The 16,192-nt window shown below is 49.5% G+C and carries 14 protein-coding genes; 5 read left to right on the top strand and 9 right to left on the bottom strand.

The window, feature by feature from the left end:
• Window positions 1-99: 99 nt before the first annotated feature.
• The 4 genes from G9409_RS01760 to ychF all read right to left on the bottom strand — a co-directional run bounded on the left by G9409_RS01760 (window position 100) and on the right by ychF (window position 5,230).
• Window positions 100-2,064, bottom strand: coding sequence for an FAD-dependent oxidoreductase (locus G9409_RS01760; protein WP_166807157.1), 1,965 nt, complete (start codon window positions 2,062-2,064; stop codon window positions 100-102).
• Window positions 2,065-2,074: 10 nt separating this feature from the next.
• Entirely contained in the window at window positions 2,075-3,037 is a 963-nt protein-coding gene (locus tag G9409_RS01755) for a 4-hydroxy-3-methylbut-2-enyl diphosphate reductase (RefSeq protein ID WP_166807449.1), read from the bottom strand.
• 93 nt (window positions 3,038-3,130) lie between these two features.
• The gene (gene murI, locus G9409_RS01750; RefSeq protein ID WP_166807156.1) at window positions 3,131-3,946 is read right to left on the bottom strand and encodes a glutamate racemase; all 816 of its coding nucleotides are present in this window, start codon (window positions 3,944-3,946) and stop codon (window positions 3,131-3,133) included.
• A gap of 192 nt (window positions 3,947-4,138) precedes the next feature.
• On the bottom strand, window positions 4,139-5,230 hold the full coding sequence (gene ychF, locus G9409_RS01745; protein ID WP_166807155.1) for a redox-regulated ATPase YchF: 1,092 nt from the start codon (window positions 5,228-5,230) through the stop codon (window positions 4,139-4,141).
• 123 nt (window positions 5,231-5,353) lie between these two features.
• Here ychF and cmk point away from each other — a divergent pair, with 123 nt between their 5' ends.
• Both cmk and rpsA read left to right on the top strand, forming a co-directional pair.
• Window positions 5,354-6,055, top strand: a complete 702-nt coding sequence (gene cmk, locus G9409_RS01740) for a (d)CMP kinase (RefSeq protein ID WP_166807154.1) — start codon at window positions 5,354-5,356, stop codon at window positions 6,053-6,055.
• A gap of 84 nt (window positions 6,056-6,139) precedes the next feature.
• A complete protein-coding gene (gene rpsA / locus G9409_RS01735) occupies window positions 6,140-7,930 on the top strand; it encodes a 30S ribosomal protein S1 (RefSeq protein ID WP_166807153.1) in 1,791 nt (596 codons plus the stop codon).
• 215 nt (window positions 7,931-8,145) lie between these two features.
• Here rpsA and era read toward each other — a convergent pair whose 3' ends face one another.
• Entirely contained in the window at window positions 8,146-9,063 is a 918-nt protein-coding gene (era, locus tag G9409_RS01730; protein ID WP_166807152.1) for a GTPase Era, read from the bottom strand.
• A 92-nt stretch (window positions 9,064-9,155) separates the two neighbouring features.
• On the opposite strand from era, the gene rodA reads away from it, so the two are divergent.
• Window positions 9,156-10,379 (top strand): rod shape-determining protein RodA, encoded by a 1,224-nt coding sequence (rodA, locus tag G9409_RS01725; protein WP_166807151.1) that lies wholly within the window; start codon window positions 9,156-9,158, stop codon window positions 10,377-10,379.
• A 72-nt stretch (window positions 10,380-10,451) separates the two neighbouring features.
• Here the strand turns inward: rodA and G9409_RS01720 are convergent, their stop codons facing one another.
• Complete coding sequence (locus G9409_RS01720; RefSeq protein ID WP_166807150.1) at window positions 10,452-10,907, bottom strand: hypothetical protein; 456 nt, start codon at window positions 10,905-10,907, stop codon at window positions 10,452-10,454.
• Between the two features lie 178 nt (window positions 10,908-11,085).
• Here G9409_RS01720 and mtaB point away from each other — a divergent pair, with 178 nt between their 5' ends.
• Window positions 11,086-12,447, top strand: a complete 1,362-nt coding sequence (gene mtaB / locus G9409_RS01715) for a tRNA (N(6)-L-threonylcarbamoyladenosine(37)-C(2))-methylthiotransferase MtaB (protein ID WP_235923210.1) — start codon at window positions 11,086-11,088, stop codon at window positions 12,445-12,447.
• Between the two features lie 59 nt (window positions 12,448-12,506).
• Window positions 12,507-13,040 (top strand): adenine phosphoribosyltransferase, encoded by a 534-nt coding sequence (locus G9409_RS01710; protein ID WP_006366253.1) that lies wholly within the window; start codon window positions 12,507-12,509, stop codon window positions 13,038-13,040.
• 314 nt (window positions 13,041-13,354) lie between these two features.
• On the opposite strand, the gene G9409_RS01705 is transcribed toward G9409_RS01710, so the two are convergent.
• Genes G9409_RS01705 through ftsH form a run of 3 tightly spaced genes read right to left on the bottom strand, consistent with a single transcriptional unit; the run spans window position 13,355 to window position 16,085 of the window.
• Window positions 13,355-13,663 carry an HU family DNA-binding protein gene (locus G9409_RS01705; RefSeq protein ID WP_076792050.1) on the bottom strand — a complete coding sequence of 103 codons (309 nt, stop codon included), beginning with the start codon at window positions 13,661-13,663 and terminating at the stop codon, window positions 13,355-13,357.
• Between the two features lie 36 nt (window positions 13,664-13,699).
• Window positions 13,700-14,122: a sulfite exporter TauE/SafE family protein gene (locus G9409_RS01700; RefSeq protein ID WP_328700114.1), complete on the bottom strand. Its 423-nt coding sequence runs from the start codon at window positions 14,120-14,122 to the stop codon at window positions 13,700-13,702.
• Entirely contained in the window at window positions 14,100-16,085 is a 1,986-nt protein-coding gene (gene ftsH / locus G9409_RS01695) for an ATP-dependent zinc metalloprotease FtsH (RefSeq protein WP_166807149.1), read from the bottom strand. The genes G9409_RS01700 and ftsH overlap by 23 nt, the downstream gene beginning before the upstream one ends.
• Window positions 16,086-16,192 lie beyond the last annotated feature (107 nt).

The following is a 16,192-nucleotide window of genomic DNA, read 5'->3' as shown; positions in this document are numbered from 1 at the left end:
ACATTTTCGAGTGATTTCGTCTGTTTCGTGGCCCCAAATTTTCCTCTTTATCTTGTCCATTATCGTCCATCATCTCTTCGTCCACTCAGTCCATTTTTTTCACTCCGGCAGCGTCAGAGCGCCGGTGGGGCAGCTTTTGGTCATGATTGTGAGGTCGATAGTGGTGCCGTGAAGCTGTTCGATCATGCGTACACAGATGCCGCAATCGACGCACTTTTCCCGTTCCATGCTGATTTCGGCACTTTCTGCCTTGTAGAAGCCGGGATGGTCGTTTTGCAGGGTTATTTGGGAGGGGAGGTAGCGGGAGGCGAGTTCCCGCAGGCGGCAATCAGCAATGGCGTTGCAGCGGCACTGGAGGCAGCGCGCTGCCTCTTCCCGGGCAGATTCAGCGGTGTAGCCGGTTACAACTTCATCAAAACATTTTGTGCGCACTTCGGGGGTCAGCTCCGGAACCGGCACTCTCCCGGCAGGAGATTTCCGCTGGTAGAAGGCCTCGGGAGCTTCATCGCGCGCTCCGAAGGAGGAGTTGAAAGCGGGTTTCTCCGCCACAACAGGTTTACCGCTGAGGAAGAGATCAATGGAGTGAGCAGCCCGTTTTCCCTGGGCTACGGCCTGGATTGCAAGGTCAGCTCCGCTCACGCAGTCACCACCGGCAAAAATCCAGGGGGTTTCACTCTGAAATGTTCCGGGGTCAACCAGCAGTTCGCCGCCGCTTCCGCTCTCTATTGCTGCCGCTTCGGCGGCGGAGGCATCAATCTTCTGGCCGATGGCAGAGATGATGGTGTCAGCCTTAACGGTGAATTCCGAGCCAGGAACCGGCACCGGTCTTCTCCGGCCGCTCTCATCGGGCTCTCCCGGTTCCATTTTGATGGCGGTTATTTCAAGCATGTCGTTGAGTGAGCGGATGAGAGTCGGCGCGACCCGTTCGACAATGGTGACTCCTTCGGCAAGAGCCTCCTCTATTTCGGCACGGTTGGCCGGCATATCCTTGATGGTTCGACGGTAGAGTATCGTGACGCTGGATGCACCGAGCCGTATTGCCGTTCTTGCCGCGTCAATGGCCGTATTGCCGCCACCGGTCACTACCACGCGTGCTCCGGGTTGCATTTGAGGAGCAAAAGCAGATTTACGCAAAAAAGAGATACCGCTCACAACTCCTGGAATATCTTCACCGGGGATGTTCATGGTGGCAGCTTTCTGTGCGCCGATGGCAAGAAAGAGGGCATCAAACTCACTCTTTACGGCGTTCAGTGTGACCGCTGTGCCGAACTCGGAGTTAAAACGGAACTCGATACCCATATCCCGGAGGGTCGCAAGGTCACTTTCGATGACCGATTCGGGCAGCCGGAAGCGGGGGATACCGTAGCGCATCATTCCTCCGGCCTCTGTTCCGGATTCAAGTACGGTTACAGCGTGGCCCATGCGGCGAAGAAAGAACGCAGCGGTAAGACCGGCCGGTCCGCTGCCGACTATGGCAACCTTTTTGCTGCTGTCTTCAGGCAGTTCAGGCAGATATCGCTCACTCGCCTCTGCATCACAGTCAGCGGCATAGCGCTTCAGCGCGCAGATCGAGACGGGGTTGTCTATGCCGTGGCGACGGCACTCATCCTCGCAGGGTGCCGGGCAGACACGTCCGAGAATTCCGGCAAGGGGGATACTCTCCTTGATGATTTTTATGGCCTCCCGCTCATCATGGCGGGCAATGGCATCAATAAAGTCGGGGATATCGCAGCCGGCAGGACAGGTCAGCTCGCAGGGTCCCATGCAGTCTCCGCTGTGCTGTTCAATAATGCGTTCAATCGACTGCCGCCTCATTGAGCTGAGTGCCTCGTTTTCAGTTTCAACCACCATTCCCTCCATCACCAGTGTGTCGCAGGCAGGGACAAAACGGTTTTTTCCCTTGAGTTCAACAATGCACATCCAGCATGAACCGGTTGCATCAAGCGACTTGTTGAAACAGAGTGTGGGGATTTCGATTCCTGCAGCCGTGGCGGCGTCAAGAATTGTTGAGCCGGGAGCCACCGTAACAGGCCGTCCGTTGATGGTCAGAGAGAGTTGATTCATGTCGGTATCTTCAGGAGAAGTTGCTTTCGATATAGTTTGCCACCTTTTCAAGGAGCCACATCGGTGTTGAGGTTGCTCCGCAGATACCGGCACTGGCAACACCGCTGCCGTTAAGAGAGACGAGCCACTCCGGCTGAATCTCCTCGACATCCTCGATGAAGTAGCTCCGGGGATTTGCATCCCTGCAGATATTATAGAGCACCTGGCCGTTTGAACTTTTTTTACCGGCAACAAAGATGATCACCTCATTGGCAAGTGCAAAATCATGCAGCTTCCGGTTGCGGCTTGATACCTGGCGGCAGATGGTGTCCTTGAAGATATGGCGGGGCATGGAGCGAACACCGGTCACTTCGGCCGTAATATCAATATCACGGATAGCCATCCAGGGCGTTGGAGGGGTGGAAGCAACCGGAGCAAATCGTGCTTCAAGATTGGCCTTAAGTTCATAAAATCCGGGGACATCCATGGTGGTCTGGCTGATGAGCGCGGTTTTTTTTGCTGCGTCAAGAGCCTTTGTCTCTTCAGGGTCGCTGAGGTCGGCATGCTTGATGATAATGGCGCTGTTTGCACACTGACCGTTAATGCCGATAACTTCAGGATGGGTCGGTTTGCCGTAGATGATGATCTGGTAGCCCAGTTCATGCAGCGCTCGGGTTGTCCGCTGAAGTCTGGAGACGACAGGGCAGGTTGTATCGGTTATCTCAAGATTGTTCTCTTCAGCGGCGCTGTATGTCGCCGGAGGTTCCCCGTGGGCTCTGATGAGTACGCGGGCATTTTTAAGGTTCCGGAAGGTGGGTTCATCGATAGTGACAAGACCGAGAGCTTCCAGCCGTTTTACCTCGGCCTCATTGTGGACGACATCGCCGAGCGAGAATAATCCCTGGGGGTCCCGGAGTTTTTCTTCAGCGACATGGATGGTGCCCTGCACGCCTATGCAGAAACCTGATGAAGTACGGTCGAGGTTTACTTTCACACTGTAGAGATTAAGGTCAATAGGAAAAGTCAAAAGTAACAACTGTGACGGCAAAAGGCAAAGAGGAAAAGCCGTGCAGCAGGAACACCGCGGTTATACCTCAACCAGTTCGACATCCGGCAGCTCCGAGCCCATAAAGAGCTGGTAGAGCTGACTGAATTTCTGAGGCAGATCGCTCACAAGCAGGTGAGGAACTGACGGGGTTGCAGCAGGGTTGAGCAGAGCGGACTCGGTGAGAAGCTCTTTTGTTTTGATGGCAACCGCTTCCGCCGAGTCGATTATGCGGATGCCGGGCCCGACGATTTCTGCAATTACCCGCTTAAGGATAGGGTAGTGCGTACAGCCGAGTACCAGGGTGTCGATATCGTGTTTGCTGATCTCGGCAAGATACTCTCCGGCAATGAGTTTTGTAGCAGGGTGGTCAATAAAACCCTCTTCGGCGAGCGGAACAAACAGCGGACAGGCTTTTGATATAACCCCTGCATCCTCATTCAGCAGATTGATCTCCCGGGCGTAGGCGTTCGAGCAGACCGTGGCCTGGGTTCCTATAACCCCGATGCGGTTGTTTCCGGTCACCTGCACAGCCAGTTCGGCACCGGCTTTCAGGACGCCGATAACCGGGATGCCGCTGCACGATTTTTCTACCACGTCAAGAGCAAGGGCGGAAACGGTGTTGCATGCAACAATAATCAGTTTGGGCTGATAGCGCATGAGTATGGCGGTGTCGTCAGCGGCATACTTGCGGATGGTAATCTGGGATTTCGGTCCATAGGGAACACGAGCCGTATCGCCGAAGTAGATCAGCCGCTCGGCGGGGAGTGCCGCCCGGATCGCCTTGACCACGGTCAGCCCTCCAATACCGGAGTCAAAGATGCCTATCGGACTTTCTGGGGTGACTTTATGGTGCATAGCTGTTCAGAATAGTATAAGTGAACATCTTGCAGCCTTTGGCGGCTGCATCTATTTCAATGCAGCTCTATAAATTGTCGTGAGCGGTATGAGGACGAGGCAGTGCAGAAACCGGAGTGTACTCGAAGTACATGAGGATTTCGAGCACCGCCCAACGAAGTAGTCATATCGCGCAACAAATTTATAGAGTTGCTAAACATTGAATCGGAAGACTATAACATCCCCATCCTTAACAATATACTCCTTTCCTTCTGAACGGAGCTTGCCGGCTTCCTTGACCTTCTGCTCCGAGCCGAGTTCAATCAGGTCATGGTAGGACATCACTTCGGCACGGATGAACCCCTTTTCAAAATCCGAATGAATGGCCGCAGCAGCTTCCGGCGCGGCGGCGCCTTTACGGATGGTCCAGGCATGAACCTCCTTGACACCTGCGGTAAAATAGGTTTGCAGGCCGAGCAGGTCATAGGCGGTCTGGATCAGGCGGTCGAGACCCGACATCTTCAGTCCAAGGCTTTCAAGAAATTCCGGGCGATCCTCTTCGGGGAGTTCGGCAATATCGGCTTCTGTTTTTGCGCTGATAATGAGCATCTTCGAGCCTGATGCCGCGGCGATCTCTGCAACTTTCTTTGTATAGGCGTTTCCGTCAACAATATCATTTTCGGCTACATTGGCGGCAAAAAGGATCGGTTTGGTCGAGAGCAGGAAGAACTGTTTGGCCATCTCCTTCTCTTCATCCGTTTCAATCAGCTTGCGGGCAGGAATGCCTTCACTGAGGCCGCTGATGATCTTTTCAGCCAGGTCAACCTGCAGGAGCAGCTCCTTCTCCTTTTTGGCATTTTTTCGCAGCCGCTCAATTCTGCGTTCCATACTGTCAAGATCAGCCAGCATCAGTTCCGTTTCAATGGTGATGATGTCATCTGCCGGGTCAATCCTGCCTTCAACATGGATAATGTTCTCGTCATCAAAACAGCGTACGACATGCACAATGGCATCAACCTCCCTGATATGGGAGAGGAACTGGTTGCCGAGTCCCTCGCCTTTGCTTGCACCTTTTACCAGTCCGGCAATGTCGACGATTTCAAGCGTGGTCGGTACCAGTGTCGGGGTTTTAACAACATTGGCGATCAACTGCATCCGTTCGTCCGGAACCAGGACCGTTCCTACATTGGGCTCAATGGTACAGAACGGGTAGTTGGCGGCTTCAGCCTGTTTGGCCGTGATGGCGTTGAAAAGCGTAGACTTTCCGACATTTGGCAGTCCTACAATGCCGCAGCGAAGTGACATAACAGAATAAGTTTATTGAATAGAGAGACCATCGCATTATGCGCATGGCTTTAACATGTAACCATTATGTTTGGAAAAAGCAAATATATTTTATAAAATGACAGGCCAAATTGGAATTTTACAGTGAAACAGGAAATCGGGAAAAAACGTATCATTATCGCCATAGACGGGCCGGCTGCATCCGGAAAAAGTACGACAGCCAGAAAGGTAGCAGAGAAGCTCGGATACACCTATATCGATACCGGTGCAATGTACCGGGCAGTAACCTTCAAGGCACTCAGAGAGGGCGTTCTTGAGGGATTGCGACGCTCTCCCGGGAGCGTTTCCGGTTTGCTTGATACGATTTCCATAGAGTTCAAGGGCGACCGTGTCATTCTTGACGGCAGTGATGTTACTGCCGAGATCCGCGATAACAGGGTGAGCCGTGAGGTGAGTTTTATCAGTTCACTCAAACCTGTTCGTGACCGGCTCCGCCGGATGCAGCAGGATCTTGGCCGACAGCGCGCAGTGGTCATGGATGGTCGCGACATCGGAACGGTTGTGTTTCCCGATGCTGAACTGAAGATATTTCTTGTTGCTGATGCCCGCGAACGGGCGAAGCGGCGGTATGCCGAGCTGCTTCTGAAGTCTCCGGAAGGCGCTGAACTGCCGGATCTTGATCTGCTTGAGGATGAAATAAAGCAGCGTGATGAGGAAGATACCCTTCGGGAGCACGCTCCGCTGAAAAAACATCCTGATGCTGTTGAAATTGATACATCGGATTTAACTATTGAGAGTCAGGTAGAGAGAGTATACACGCTTGCTCTCGCTGCCGGGACGAAGTGACGTTATTTTTCATCAACCATAAAACCACATGCTGTAATCTCTCGCGGCAAGCTGGCTAATTCAAAGAGAGGAAGGAAAAAATTAATGGCAGAAGCATTTACATCACAGGACAAAAAGGTCAAGGAAAGACCCGCAAGGAAAAAGATCAAGGTTTTTGCAAACTACGAAGCCGCTGAACTTGCACAGATGGAGCAGCTCTATTCGAGCACGCTGAATGAAATCACCGAAGACGAGATTGTAAAGGGAAGAATCGTTTCGATATCCAACAAGGATGTCACGATTGATGTCGGCTTCAAGTCGGAAGGCATCGTCTCCCTGCTTGAGTTCCGCGATGACGATGAGGTAAAGGTAGGCGATGATGTCGAAGTGTACCTTGAGAACATCGAAGACAAGATGGGACAGCTCATTCTCTCAAAGAAGAAAGCTGACGTCCTGAGAATCTGGGACAAGATCTATGATTCAATTGAAAATGATACCATCATCAACGGAAAGATCATCAACCGCGTCAAGGGCGGTATGACCGTCTCTCTCTCCGGTGTTGAAGCCTTCCTTCCCGGTTCGCAGATCGATGTCAAGCCGGTTCGTGACTTTGATGCGCTTGTCGGTCAGACCATGGACTTCAGGGTTGTCAAGATCAATCCGGTTACACAGAATATTGTTGTCAGTCATAAAGTTATCCTCGAAGAGGAGTACGCTGCACGTCGTGAAGAGATGCTTGCCAATATCAAGGTGGGTATGGTGCTTGAGGGTACGGTCAAGAACATTACCGATTTCGGTATCTTCGTCGATCTCGGCGGTCTTGACGGTCTGGTGCACATCACCGATATCACCTGGGGCAGAATCAATCATCCTTCAGAGGTTGTTGATCTTGATCAGCCGATCAAGGTTGTTGTTGTCGGCTTTGACGAGAACACCAAGAGAGTCTCTCTCGGTATGAAGCAGCTTGAGTCACATCCGTGGGAAAATATCGAGCTCAAGTATCCTGTCGGCTCCAAAGCACAGGGTCGTGTTGTCTCCATTACCGATTACGGCGCTTTTGTCGAAATCGAGAAGGGTATTGAAGGTCTTGTTCACATCTCCGAGATGAGCTGGACACAGCACATCAAGCATCCAGGTCAGTTCGTAACCCTCGGTCAGGAAGTGGAGTGTGTGATCCTCAATATCGACAAGGATCATACCAAGCTTTCGCTCTCCATGAAGCGTGTAAACGAGGATCCATGGATAGCGCTTTCAGAGAAGTATATCGAGAACTCCCTGCATAAGGGAACCGTAAGCAATATCACCGATTTCGGTGTCTTTGTTGAGCTTGAGCCCGGAGTTGACGGTCTGGTTCACATTTCCGACCTCTCCTGGACAAAGAAAATCCGCCATCCAAGCGAGCTGGTCAAGAAGAACCAGGAGCTTGAGGTCAAGGTGCTCAAGTTTGACGTGCATGCACGCCGTATTGCTCTTGGTCACAAGCAGATCAATCAGGATCCGTGGGACGAATTCGAACAGAAGTATGCTGTCGGAGCCGAAACCCCCGGTGAGATTTCACAGATCATTGAGAAGGGCGTTATCGTCATTCTCCCTGGTGATGTGGACGGATTTGTTCCGGTGTCACACCTTCTTCAGGGCGGCGTGAAGGATATTCACTCTTCCTTCAAGATCGGAGACGGGCTGCCGCTTCGTGTCATTGAATTTGACAAGGAGAACAAGCGCATCATTCTTTCAGCTCTTGAGTATTTCAAGGACAAGAGCAAGGAAGAGATCGAGGCCTACCTGCTGGCTCATCCGAATGAGAAAAAGGAGATTGAGGCGGCAACTGCCGAACTTGAGCCTCCGGTAAAATCGGCTGACAAAAAAGCCTCAGAACCAAAACCGGCAGAGAACTAAGCTTCACTGCTGATTACACCGTACAATGAGAAAAGCCCCGCAAGTCGGGGCTTTTCTCATTCAGGCACCACTATTAATTTATTCCGCGATTGGATTGCTTCGTTGGGCGGTGCTCGAAATCCTCATGTACTTTCGTGTACACTCCGGTTTCTGCGCTCCGTCCGCCTTGCACTCAAACCGCTCATGACAATTAATAGTGGTGCCTTTTTATTTTTTTAGTATCCGTAGCTTTTCAGGTAGTTCTGATTCTTTCTCCAGTCCGGGCGGACCTTGATGAAGAGTTCAAGGAAGACCGGTCTTCCGAGCAGCTCCTCGATATCCTTTCTCGCGGTCTGACCGAGTTTTTTCAGGGCAGCCCCCTTGCTGCCGATCAGGATCTGTTTCTGGGTCTCACGCTCAACAATCACCGAACAGCGGATCAGATCCTTTCTTTTCGGATCATCTTCATGCTGCTCGCGGAACTCATCAATAACCACCTCGGTGGAGTAGGGAACCTCACGGCCATAGAGCAGAAATATCTTTTCACGGATGATTTCGCTTACAAAAAACCGTTCCGGAGCAGTACTGAGTGTATCTTCCGGATAGAGCGGGTAGTTGAGCGGGAGATATGGCTGAATAGTCTCAATCAGGATGGGGAGGTTACTCCCTTTCAGGGCTGAAACCGAGAGGACGGCAGCAGGGTTCCAGGTTTTCCGGACAAACTCTTCAGCTTCACGCTGACGCTCCTCGGTCACCAGGTCACTTTTATTGAGTACAGCAATAATCTTTTTTCCTGCAGGCTTCAGCCAGCTGCTGAAGAGCTCTTCAGCGAACTCCCGGTCAAAAAACTCCTTTTTGCCGGAGTAGGGAAGAAGGGCGATCACGATGTCGGCATCTTTGAGGGTTTCGCGGATGATGCCGAGCATGGACTCGTGCAGTTTCTGCTGCGGCTTCATGATTCCCGGTGTATCAAGAAAGATAATCTGGCACTTGTCGTTGTGATAGATACCGGTGATTTTTTTTCTTGTTGTTTGCGGCTTGGGTGTTACAATAGAGAGTTTATAGTCGAGCAATTCGTTGAGCAGGGTTGATTTGCCGGCATTGGGCGGACCGATGATAATGGCGAAACCGCAGGAAAACTTTGTGGCAGTCATGTTTTTTTTATGAAGTGTTCAATCGCTTTACACAATACTATACTAAATTATAGTCTCTGAAGATAATGCAAACAGGGCAATACAACTGATCAATGCAAAAACAAAGCGAGCTTGATAAATGGCTTTTGCTTCCCATGGCCGGACTGATTGTTCTCGGCTTGATGGCGGTTTTCAGTGCAACACATGGAAGCGGTGATCCGACACTCTTTTACCGGCAGTTTGTATGGGGCATTATCGGTGTTGCTGCGTTGGCGTTTGTCTACTATAATGATGTGCGTGTTATAAGGGATAACGCCTATCTTTTTTACATGATCGGCATTCTCCTTCTGGTGGTGGTGCTGATTTTCGGAAAAAAAATTGCCGGTCAGACCAGTTGGGTGAGAATCGGATTTTTCAGCTTTCAGCCCTCTGAAATAGCAAAAATGGCCACTATTCTTGCCTTGTCACGATTTCTTTCCGATGATGATACCGATATTCTCTCCATACCCCATCTCATGATTGCACTCGGCATTCCGCTCCTTCCTGCCCTGCTTATCATGATGCAGCCCGATATGGGGACTACGCTTACCTGCCTCTCTTTTATTGCACCGATGATTATTATGGCCGGCTTTGATATCTATATTCTTATGCTGCTTGTTTTTCCTGTTATACTCATGCTGACCGGTTTTATCAATATCTATGCCGTTATTGTTCTTTTTCTTTTGCTCTTTGCTCTGCTGGTTTATGTCAGGAAGAAATATCAGATGCATCAGTTGTTTGTTCTTCTGTCAGGTCTTGTTGCCGGAATATTTACCAACCGGTTTGCAGCCGAAATACTGAAGCCGCATCAGATGAAAAGGATTCAGACTTTTCTTGATCCCATGTCTGATCCCCAGGGAGCCGGATACAATGTTCTTCAGGCAAAAATAGCAATAAGTTCAGGCGGGCTTTTAGGTAAAGGCTTTCTGCATGGAACACAGACACAGCTCCGTTTTATTCCGGCCCAATGGACAGATTTTATTTTTTGTGTTATTGCTGAAGAGCTGGGATTTCTTGGCGCAGCGATTTTGATTGCCTGTTATCTTGTATTGATTCTCAGATTGATCTGGGCAATCTTCTCAATTAAAAACAGGTTTGTCGAACTGACTCTTGCCGGTTTTGTTTCATTGTTGTTTATCCATGTTGTCATCAATATCGGCATGACCATCGGTCTTATACCGGTCATCGGCGTTCCTCTGCCTTTTGTCTCCTACGGAGGTTCTTCGCTTGTGGGCAATATGATTATGGTAGGACTTGCCCTGAATTTTTTCAGGAACAAAAGAAATCTGGGGTATTAAACGAAGAGATTATAACAGAAAACGCACCGGGGTGCGTTTTCTGTTTCTGGCTTCTGCGGGTGGTGGTGTGTGTTACTTTATCTTGTAAACAAATCGTTTCCCATCCTTTCCGGCAGGTACCCGGTCGATTTCAGGGTCGTTTACTCCATATTTGTTGAACCAGAGACTGACCGTTGTGCCTTTGGTATTAAGGCCTTCGGCTATCTCTCGAGGTTTAAAGGTTTTTTGAGGATTGGCGCGGAGCAGATCCTTGATTGACGTGCCCAGCTGACCCCGGCTGAATTTTGCCGTGCCCGCCGGTTGCGGTACCCCCCCTTCAAGTTTTGACAGATTTGCCTCAAGCTTCTTTATAATACCGGCAAGTTCCTCTTCCAGTGGCCTTATTTTTTCCTGATATTCCTGTTGAATAAAGGTGATTTTAGCCTGAAGATTCTTTTTTTCTTCAACGAGTGACTGGAAGTGGTCTATTCTTCGAATGAAAATATCATATTTATCAGGTGACCCTGAATCCTTTTTGAGGGTGCTCATCGTACTATATAGTTATGTTTGAAAGAGTAGTATTAGAGATCGGTTTTATCAATTCATAAAAATATAGAATAATATATTTTTGCCTGCAAGATGTGCTCATTGTGATTTGTATTTTTATGCCTGTTATATTTTTTCGGCCAATATGCGTTTTTTGACCTCATATTGATGCATGAGTTATATGAGTGATTATCCTATGAAAAGAGTTGCCGCTGTTACCCTTGGATGCAAGCTGAACTATGCTGAAACATCATCCATACTTGAGAGCTTATGCAGTCAGGGTTGGACGCAATCATCAATCGAAGAGGGTGCTGAACTTATTATTATTCACACTTGTGCAGTCACGGCACAGGCTGAAAAGAAATGCCGTCAGAAAATCAGAGGGATCATACGGAATAATCCTGACAGCAGAATAGCCGTTATAGGATGTTATTCCCAGTTGAATCCGGATGCGCTTTCAGCAATAAAAGGGATTGATGCAATTCTTGGAAGCAAAGAGAAGTTTGCTATAAAATGGTATGACGATATTATAGCCGGTGCCCTATCGCTTCCATTGGTAAAGGTGTCACAACATGGGTTGAAAGACGCTGTCTATCCCGGTTACTCTTCAACCTCTGTAGAGGGGCATGACAGAACAAGAGCATTTCTGAAAATACAGGATGGATGTGATTATGGTTGTTCCTACTGTACCATTCCACTGATCAGGGGGCGATCAAGATCGCTTCCGCCGGAAGAGATCGTTGCCCGGGCCATGATACTTGCTTCGTCCGGATACCGTGAGATTGTGCTGACCGGTGTTAATATCGGTGATTACCTGGAGAACGGAATCGGGCTCCCGGAGCTGTTACGCAACCTTGAAAAGGTTCCTGTCAGCCGTATTCGCATCAGTTCCATAGAGCCTGATGTTGTGGACAGCGAGTTCATAGAACTGGTTGCGAATTCGAAAACCATTGTTCCGCATCTGCATATTCCTCTTCAGAGCGGTTCTGATCGCATTCTCAAAGCTATGCGTCGCCGCTATGATACAGCGCTGTACCGGGAGAGAATAAGAGAGGTCGCATCGCATATCTCCGATTGTTCGATCGGAGCGGATGTGATGGTTGGCTTTCCCGGTGAGAGCAAGGAGGATTTTCTTCAGATCTGCCGGTTTATTGAAGAACTTCCACTTGCCTATCTGCACGTTTTCAGTTGTTCCATACGACCCGGAACCGCTCTTGCCCGCCAGACAGCGAGCCGTGAGCTTATTGCGGTTGCTCCGGCAGAAATTGCCCGTCGCAGCAGGGTGCTGAATGATCTTGGACGCCGCAAGGAGGCGGCTTTCAAGGAGCGCTATATCGGTGCGACGTGTATGGTGCTTTTTGAAGCGTGCCGGCAGGAGATCAATGGCATCCCGCAATCCTGCGGATACAGTCGTAACTATCTTCGGGTGCTGGTCGACAGAGCCGGCAGAGGAGAGGAGTACTCGCTGTGCGGAAGAGAGCTGCCGGTGCTGATTGAGCGGCTGGATGAGGATTTGAATTTACAGGGGAGACTGTTATCTTGATTTTTAATTTTTTTTACTGGTTTCAACAAGCTGTCATCAACAATTAAATCCTGCAATCCATGCCTATTAAATCCCGTATCCGTTCGATTCCCGATTATCCGAAAAAAGGGATTCTCTTTCGTGATATTACCACCCTCATCAAGGACCCGGTGGGTTTCAGGCTGGTTATCGATAATCTGACACAGCACTATCTTCTGAACGGTGTTGATTTTGATGTGATTGTTGGCATTGAGGCACGGGGTTTTATTATCGGCGGAGCACTCTCCTATACGCTCGGCAAGGGGTTTGTTCCGGTCAGAAAGCCGGGTAAGCTTCCTGCAGATGTTGTCTCCCAGGAGTATGAACTTGAATATGGTACCGACAAGATTGAAATTCATGTGGACGCTCTCAAGCCAGGCCAGAAGGTTCTGCTCGTAGATGATCTGCTTGCTACCGGTGGAACAGCTCTTGCTGCGGCAGCTCTGGTTGAAAAGGTCGGAGGTGTTGTTGCTGAAATGGCTTTTATCGTTAACCTTCCCGATATCGGAGGGGAGAGGAAAATTCTTGAAAAAGGATACAGCGTATACTCGCTTACCGATTTTGAGGGAGAGTAACGATTGCGGTGAGTAGTAAGGCGAGTGCAACTACTCCTGCTTTCCGGTCAATAATGGGTTATTTTCGCCTCATTGATCACGGGAACCGGGCAGAGCACTTTTTTGAATCTGAACATCATGAAACGGCAGTTACGGCTGCCGTTCATTTTTTATACCTGTCGGGTAAACGGCTGCCTGTGTTGTTTGCCGGATTACCTGGCAGCTTATCGTCTTGTTTTGGTCAAGAAGAGTGCTGATCAGAAATAAAAAACCCTAAGCCCTGTTTTGAGCCCGAAGTGCTGTATGGTTAATACGGAGCAGTTTCTCCCTTGAAGCTATTCGCCACCGGATTTCAGACTCTCGCTTACAGCATGCTTGAACTCTTTTGAAATTTTGAACGTCGGTACGTTTTTGGGATCAACCGTCACTTTTTCACCCGTTCTCGGATTGCGTGCCTGACGCAAATTCTTGTACCTGATGTTGAAAGAGCCGAATCCCCTGATTTCAATCCGTTTTCCGGATTTCAGTGAGTCAATGATGCTTTCAAACAGGCAGTCAACGACAGATTCTGTTTCGTTTTTCGTCAGACCTGTTCTGTGGGCAATAACATTGACCAGATCAGCTTTTGTGGTTGTGTTTCCCATAGTGATAGTTGGCTTAGGTTATTGTTATGTATCAGCTTATTTAAACCACATTTGAAGAGCAACAATTCCCATAAAAATTGCAAAGGCTTTCCGGAGTATATCACCGGGCATCTGTGCGGCTATTTTTGCACCGAAAAAAGCGCCCGCAAAAAGACCGGCAGCAACAATCAGCCCTATCCAGATGTTCTCCGCTGAAATTTTCCCGGCACGATAATACTCTATGACGCCGAGCACTCCGACCGGGAGCAGCAGTGCAATCAGTGAAGTTCCGACAGCACTCTGCTGCGTCATACCGAAGAGCAGCACCATTGCCGGTACTATGATCACGCCACCGCCTACTCCGAACATTCCGGAGAGCAGTCCTGCAAAAGTTCCGATAGCAAGCAGAGCAACAAGCTGCATACGTTTCTCTTCTCCCGGTTTTCCTTTTGGTGGCTTATGATGTTGCCAGGCCCACAGCACGCTCTGTATGGCCTATAATTTCCGCGATCTCTTTCGCATTGAGCGACTCCTTTTCAATGAGGAGACCGGCAAGCCGATGGAGAATATCCCGGTTTTCACTGAGAATCTTTTTGGCATTTTCCATGCACGACATAATGATGTTACGGACTTCCACATCAATCTGGAGTGCGGTCTCTTCACTGTATTCGCGTATGTGGGAGTAATCCTTACCCAGAAAAACCTCCTTGTGACTGTCGCCATAGTTAATCGGACCGAGCTTGTCGCTCATTCCCCACTGGCGCACCATTCTGCGGGCGATATCGGTAGCTTTCTCAATATCGTTTGCCGCACCGGTGCTACTCTCCTGAAACACAAGCTCCTCCGCCACTCTTCCTCCAAGGGCATAGGTGATCATGGCTTGCAGGTACTCACGGTTATGGGTGTAGCGGTCTTCAAGAGGCAGATAAGCCGTCAGACCGAGACTGCGGCCTCTTGGAATGATCGTTACTTTGTGAATGGGATCTGATCCCCTGGTATAGCTTGCAACCAGAACATGACCGGCTTCATGATATGCGGTAAGTTTTTTCTGCTCGTCAGAAATAATCATGCTTTTTCTTTCCGGTCCCATAAGAATCTTGTCGCGTGCCTGCTCGAAATTATCAGCGGAAATAAGATCCTGTCCGTTGCGTGCGGCCAGCAGTGCAGCTTCATTAACAAGATTTGCCAGGTCGGCTCCTGAAAATCCCGGAGTGCTTTTAGCCTGGACGCTGATATCTACAGTGTCACCAAGAGGTGTATTTCGGGTATGGATTTTCAGGATGGCTTCACGCCCCCGTATATCGGGTTTGTCTATGGTGATCTGGCGGTCAAAGCGTCCCGGTCGAAGCAGGGCAGTGTCGAGCACATCAGGGCGGTTTGTTGCGGCAATGAGGATCACATTCTCGCTTGTGGTAAATCCGTCCATCTCAACAAGGAGCTGGTTCAGAGTCTGCTCCCGCTCATCATGACCTCCTCCGAGACCCGCGCCACGGCTTCTGCCAACAGCATCAATTTCATCAATAAAAATAATGCAGGGCGAATTTTTCTTTGCCTGTTCAAACAGGTCACGGACTCTTGCTGCGCCAACGCCAACAAACATTTCCACAAAATCAGCTCCGGAGATCGAGAAAAACGGAACCTTTGCCTCTCCGGCAATGGCTTTGGCCAGAAGCGTTTTTCCTGTGCCGGGAGGACCGAGCAGGAGTACACCTTTTGGTATTTTCCCGCCGATTTTCTGAAATTTTTCAGGATTTGTCAGAAACTCAACCGTCTCCTGCAGCTCTTCAACCGCTTCGTCAACCCCGGCAACATCCTTGAAGGTGGTTTTTACATCAAATTCGCTTACAAGTTTTGCCCGGCTCTTGCTGAAGCTGAAAATGTTTTTGGCCTGGGCGCCGTTCTGACTGTTCATGCGCCTCATGAGGAGAAAATAGATCACACCAAAGATGATCCAGGGGGCAAAGAGGACAAGAAAGGTATTCAGGCTGCCGGAACCGTTCTCTACATTGAGTCTGATGCCCTGGTCCGTGAGGAGGTCAGCCTGTTCGGTAGTGAAAGAGGGAACCCTTACGGAAAAACGGTCACTTTGCAGTACTGTTCTGTTGGCCAGCGTCAGTTGGATTGAGTTTTTCAGCTTTACATTCAGCAGTGCCGATTTATCCTCCATGGTCTTGACGGTCACCTCGCTTACCAGGGTTCTTGACAGAACCGAACGGTATTCGTTATAGGTGATTTCCGGGCCTTCGCTGCCTGAGAAAAATCGCTGGAACACAAAGAGCATAATCAGCGCAACCATCATAAAGAGGAGAAAACGGGGAAACTTCCCCTGCGGGCTTTCGCCTTTTCCCTGAAACCATCCGGGATTGCGATCTTCATCGTTCACCGGCTTGAATCTGTTTCGGGAATCATCTTTTCCTGACTTCTTCACAGGATTTTCAGCCATAAAGTGGTGGAGTTATGATATAAAATCTAACTTACTACAGTTAAAGTAATTAAAAGTAGAACTGCAATGGAAAACAAAAAGTTTATTTAAACACCCATTCCGGTGAT

The organism is Candidatus Chlorobium masyuteum (genome assembly GCF_011601315.1).
Taxonomy (GTDB): domain Bacteria; phylum Bacteroidota; class Chlorobiia; order Chlorobiales; family Chlorobiaceae; genus Chlorobium; species Chlorobium masyuteum.
The sequence above is the reverse complement of the archived record's forward strand: the minus strand, read 5'-3'. Positions and strand labels throughout refer to the sequence as shown.

What these genes read in the sequence shown, in the direction of transcription:
- ftsH (WP_166807149.1), bottom strand. Translation starts at nt 16,085, where the DNA reads ATGGCTGAAAATCCTGTGAAGAAGTCAGGAAAAGATGATTCCCGAAAC.
- rpsA (WP_166807153.1), top strand. Translation starts at nt 6,140, where the DNA reads ATGGCAGAAGCATTTACATCACAGGACAAAAAGGTCAAGGAAAGACCC.
- murI (WP_166807156.1), bottom strand. Translation starts at nt 3,946, where the DNA reads ATGCACCATAAAGTCACCCCAGAAAGTCCGATAGGCATCTTTGACTCC.
- G9409_RS01710 (WP_006366253.1), top strand. Translation starts at nt 12,507, where the DNA reads ATGCCTATTAAATCCCGTATCCGTTCGATTCCCGATTATCCGAAAAAA.
- rodA (WP_166807151.1), top strand. Translation starts at nt 9,156, where the DNA reads ATGCAAAAACAAAGCGAGCTTGATAAATGGCTTTTGCTTCCCATGGCC.
- G9409_RS01720 (WP_166807150.1), bottom strand. Translation starts at nt 10,907, where the DNA reads ATGAGCACCCTCAAAAAGGATTCAGGGTCACCTGATAAATATGATATT.
- ychF (WP_166807155.1), bottom strand. Translation starts at nt 5,230, where the DNA reads ATGTCACTTCGCTGCGGCATTGTAGGACTGCCAAATGTCGGAAAGTCT.
- mtaB (WP_235923210.1), top strand. Translation starts at nt 11,086, where the DNA reads ATGAGTGATTATCCTATGAAAAGAGTTGCCGCTGTTACCCTTGGATGC.
- G9409_RS01705 (WP_076792050.1), bottom strand. Translation starts at nt 13,663, where the DNA reads ATGGGAAACACAACCACAAAAGCTGATCTGGTCAATGTTATTGCCCAC.
- G9409_RS01760 (WP_166807157.1), bottom strand. Translation starts at nt 2,064, where the DNA reads ATGAATCAACTCTCTCTGACCATCAACGGACGGCCTGTTACGGTGGCT.
- era (WP_166807152.1), bottom strand. Translation starts at nt 9,063, where the DNA reads ATGACTGCCACAAAGTTTTCCTGCGGTTTCGCCATTATCATCGGTCCG.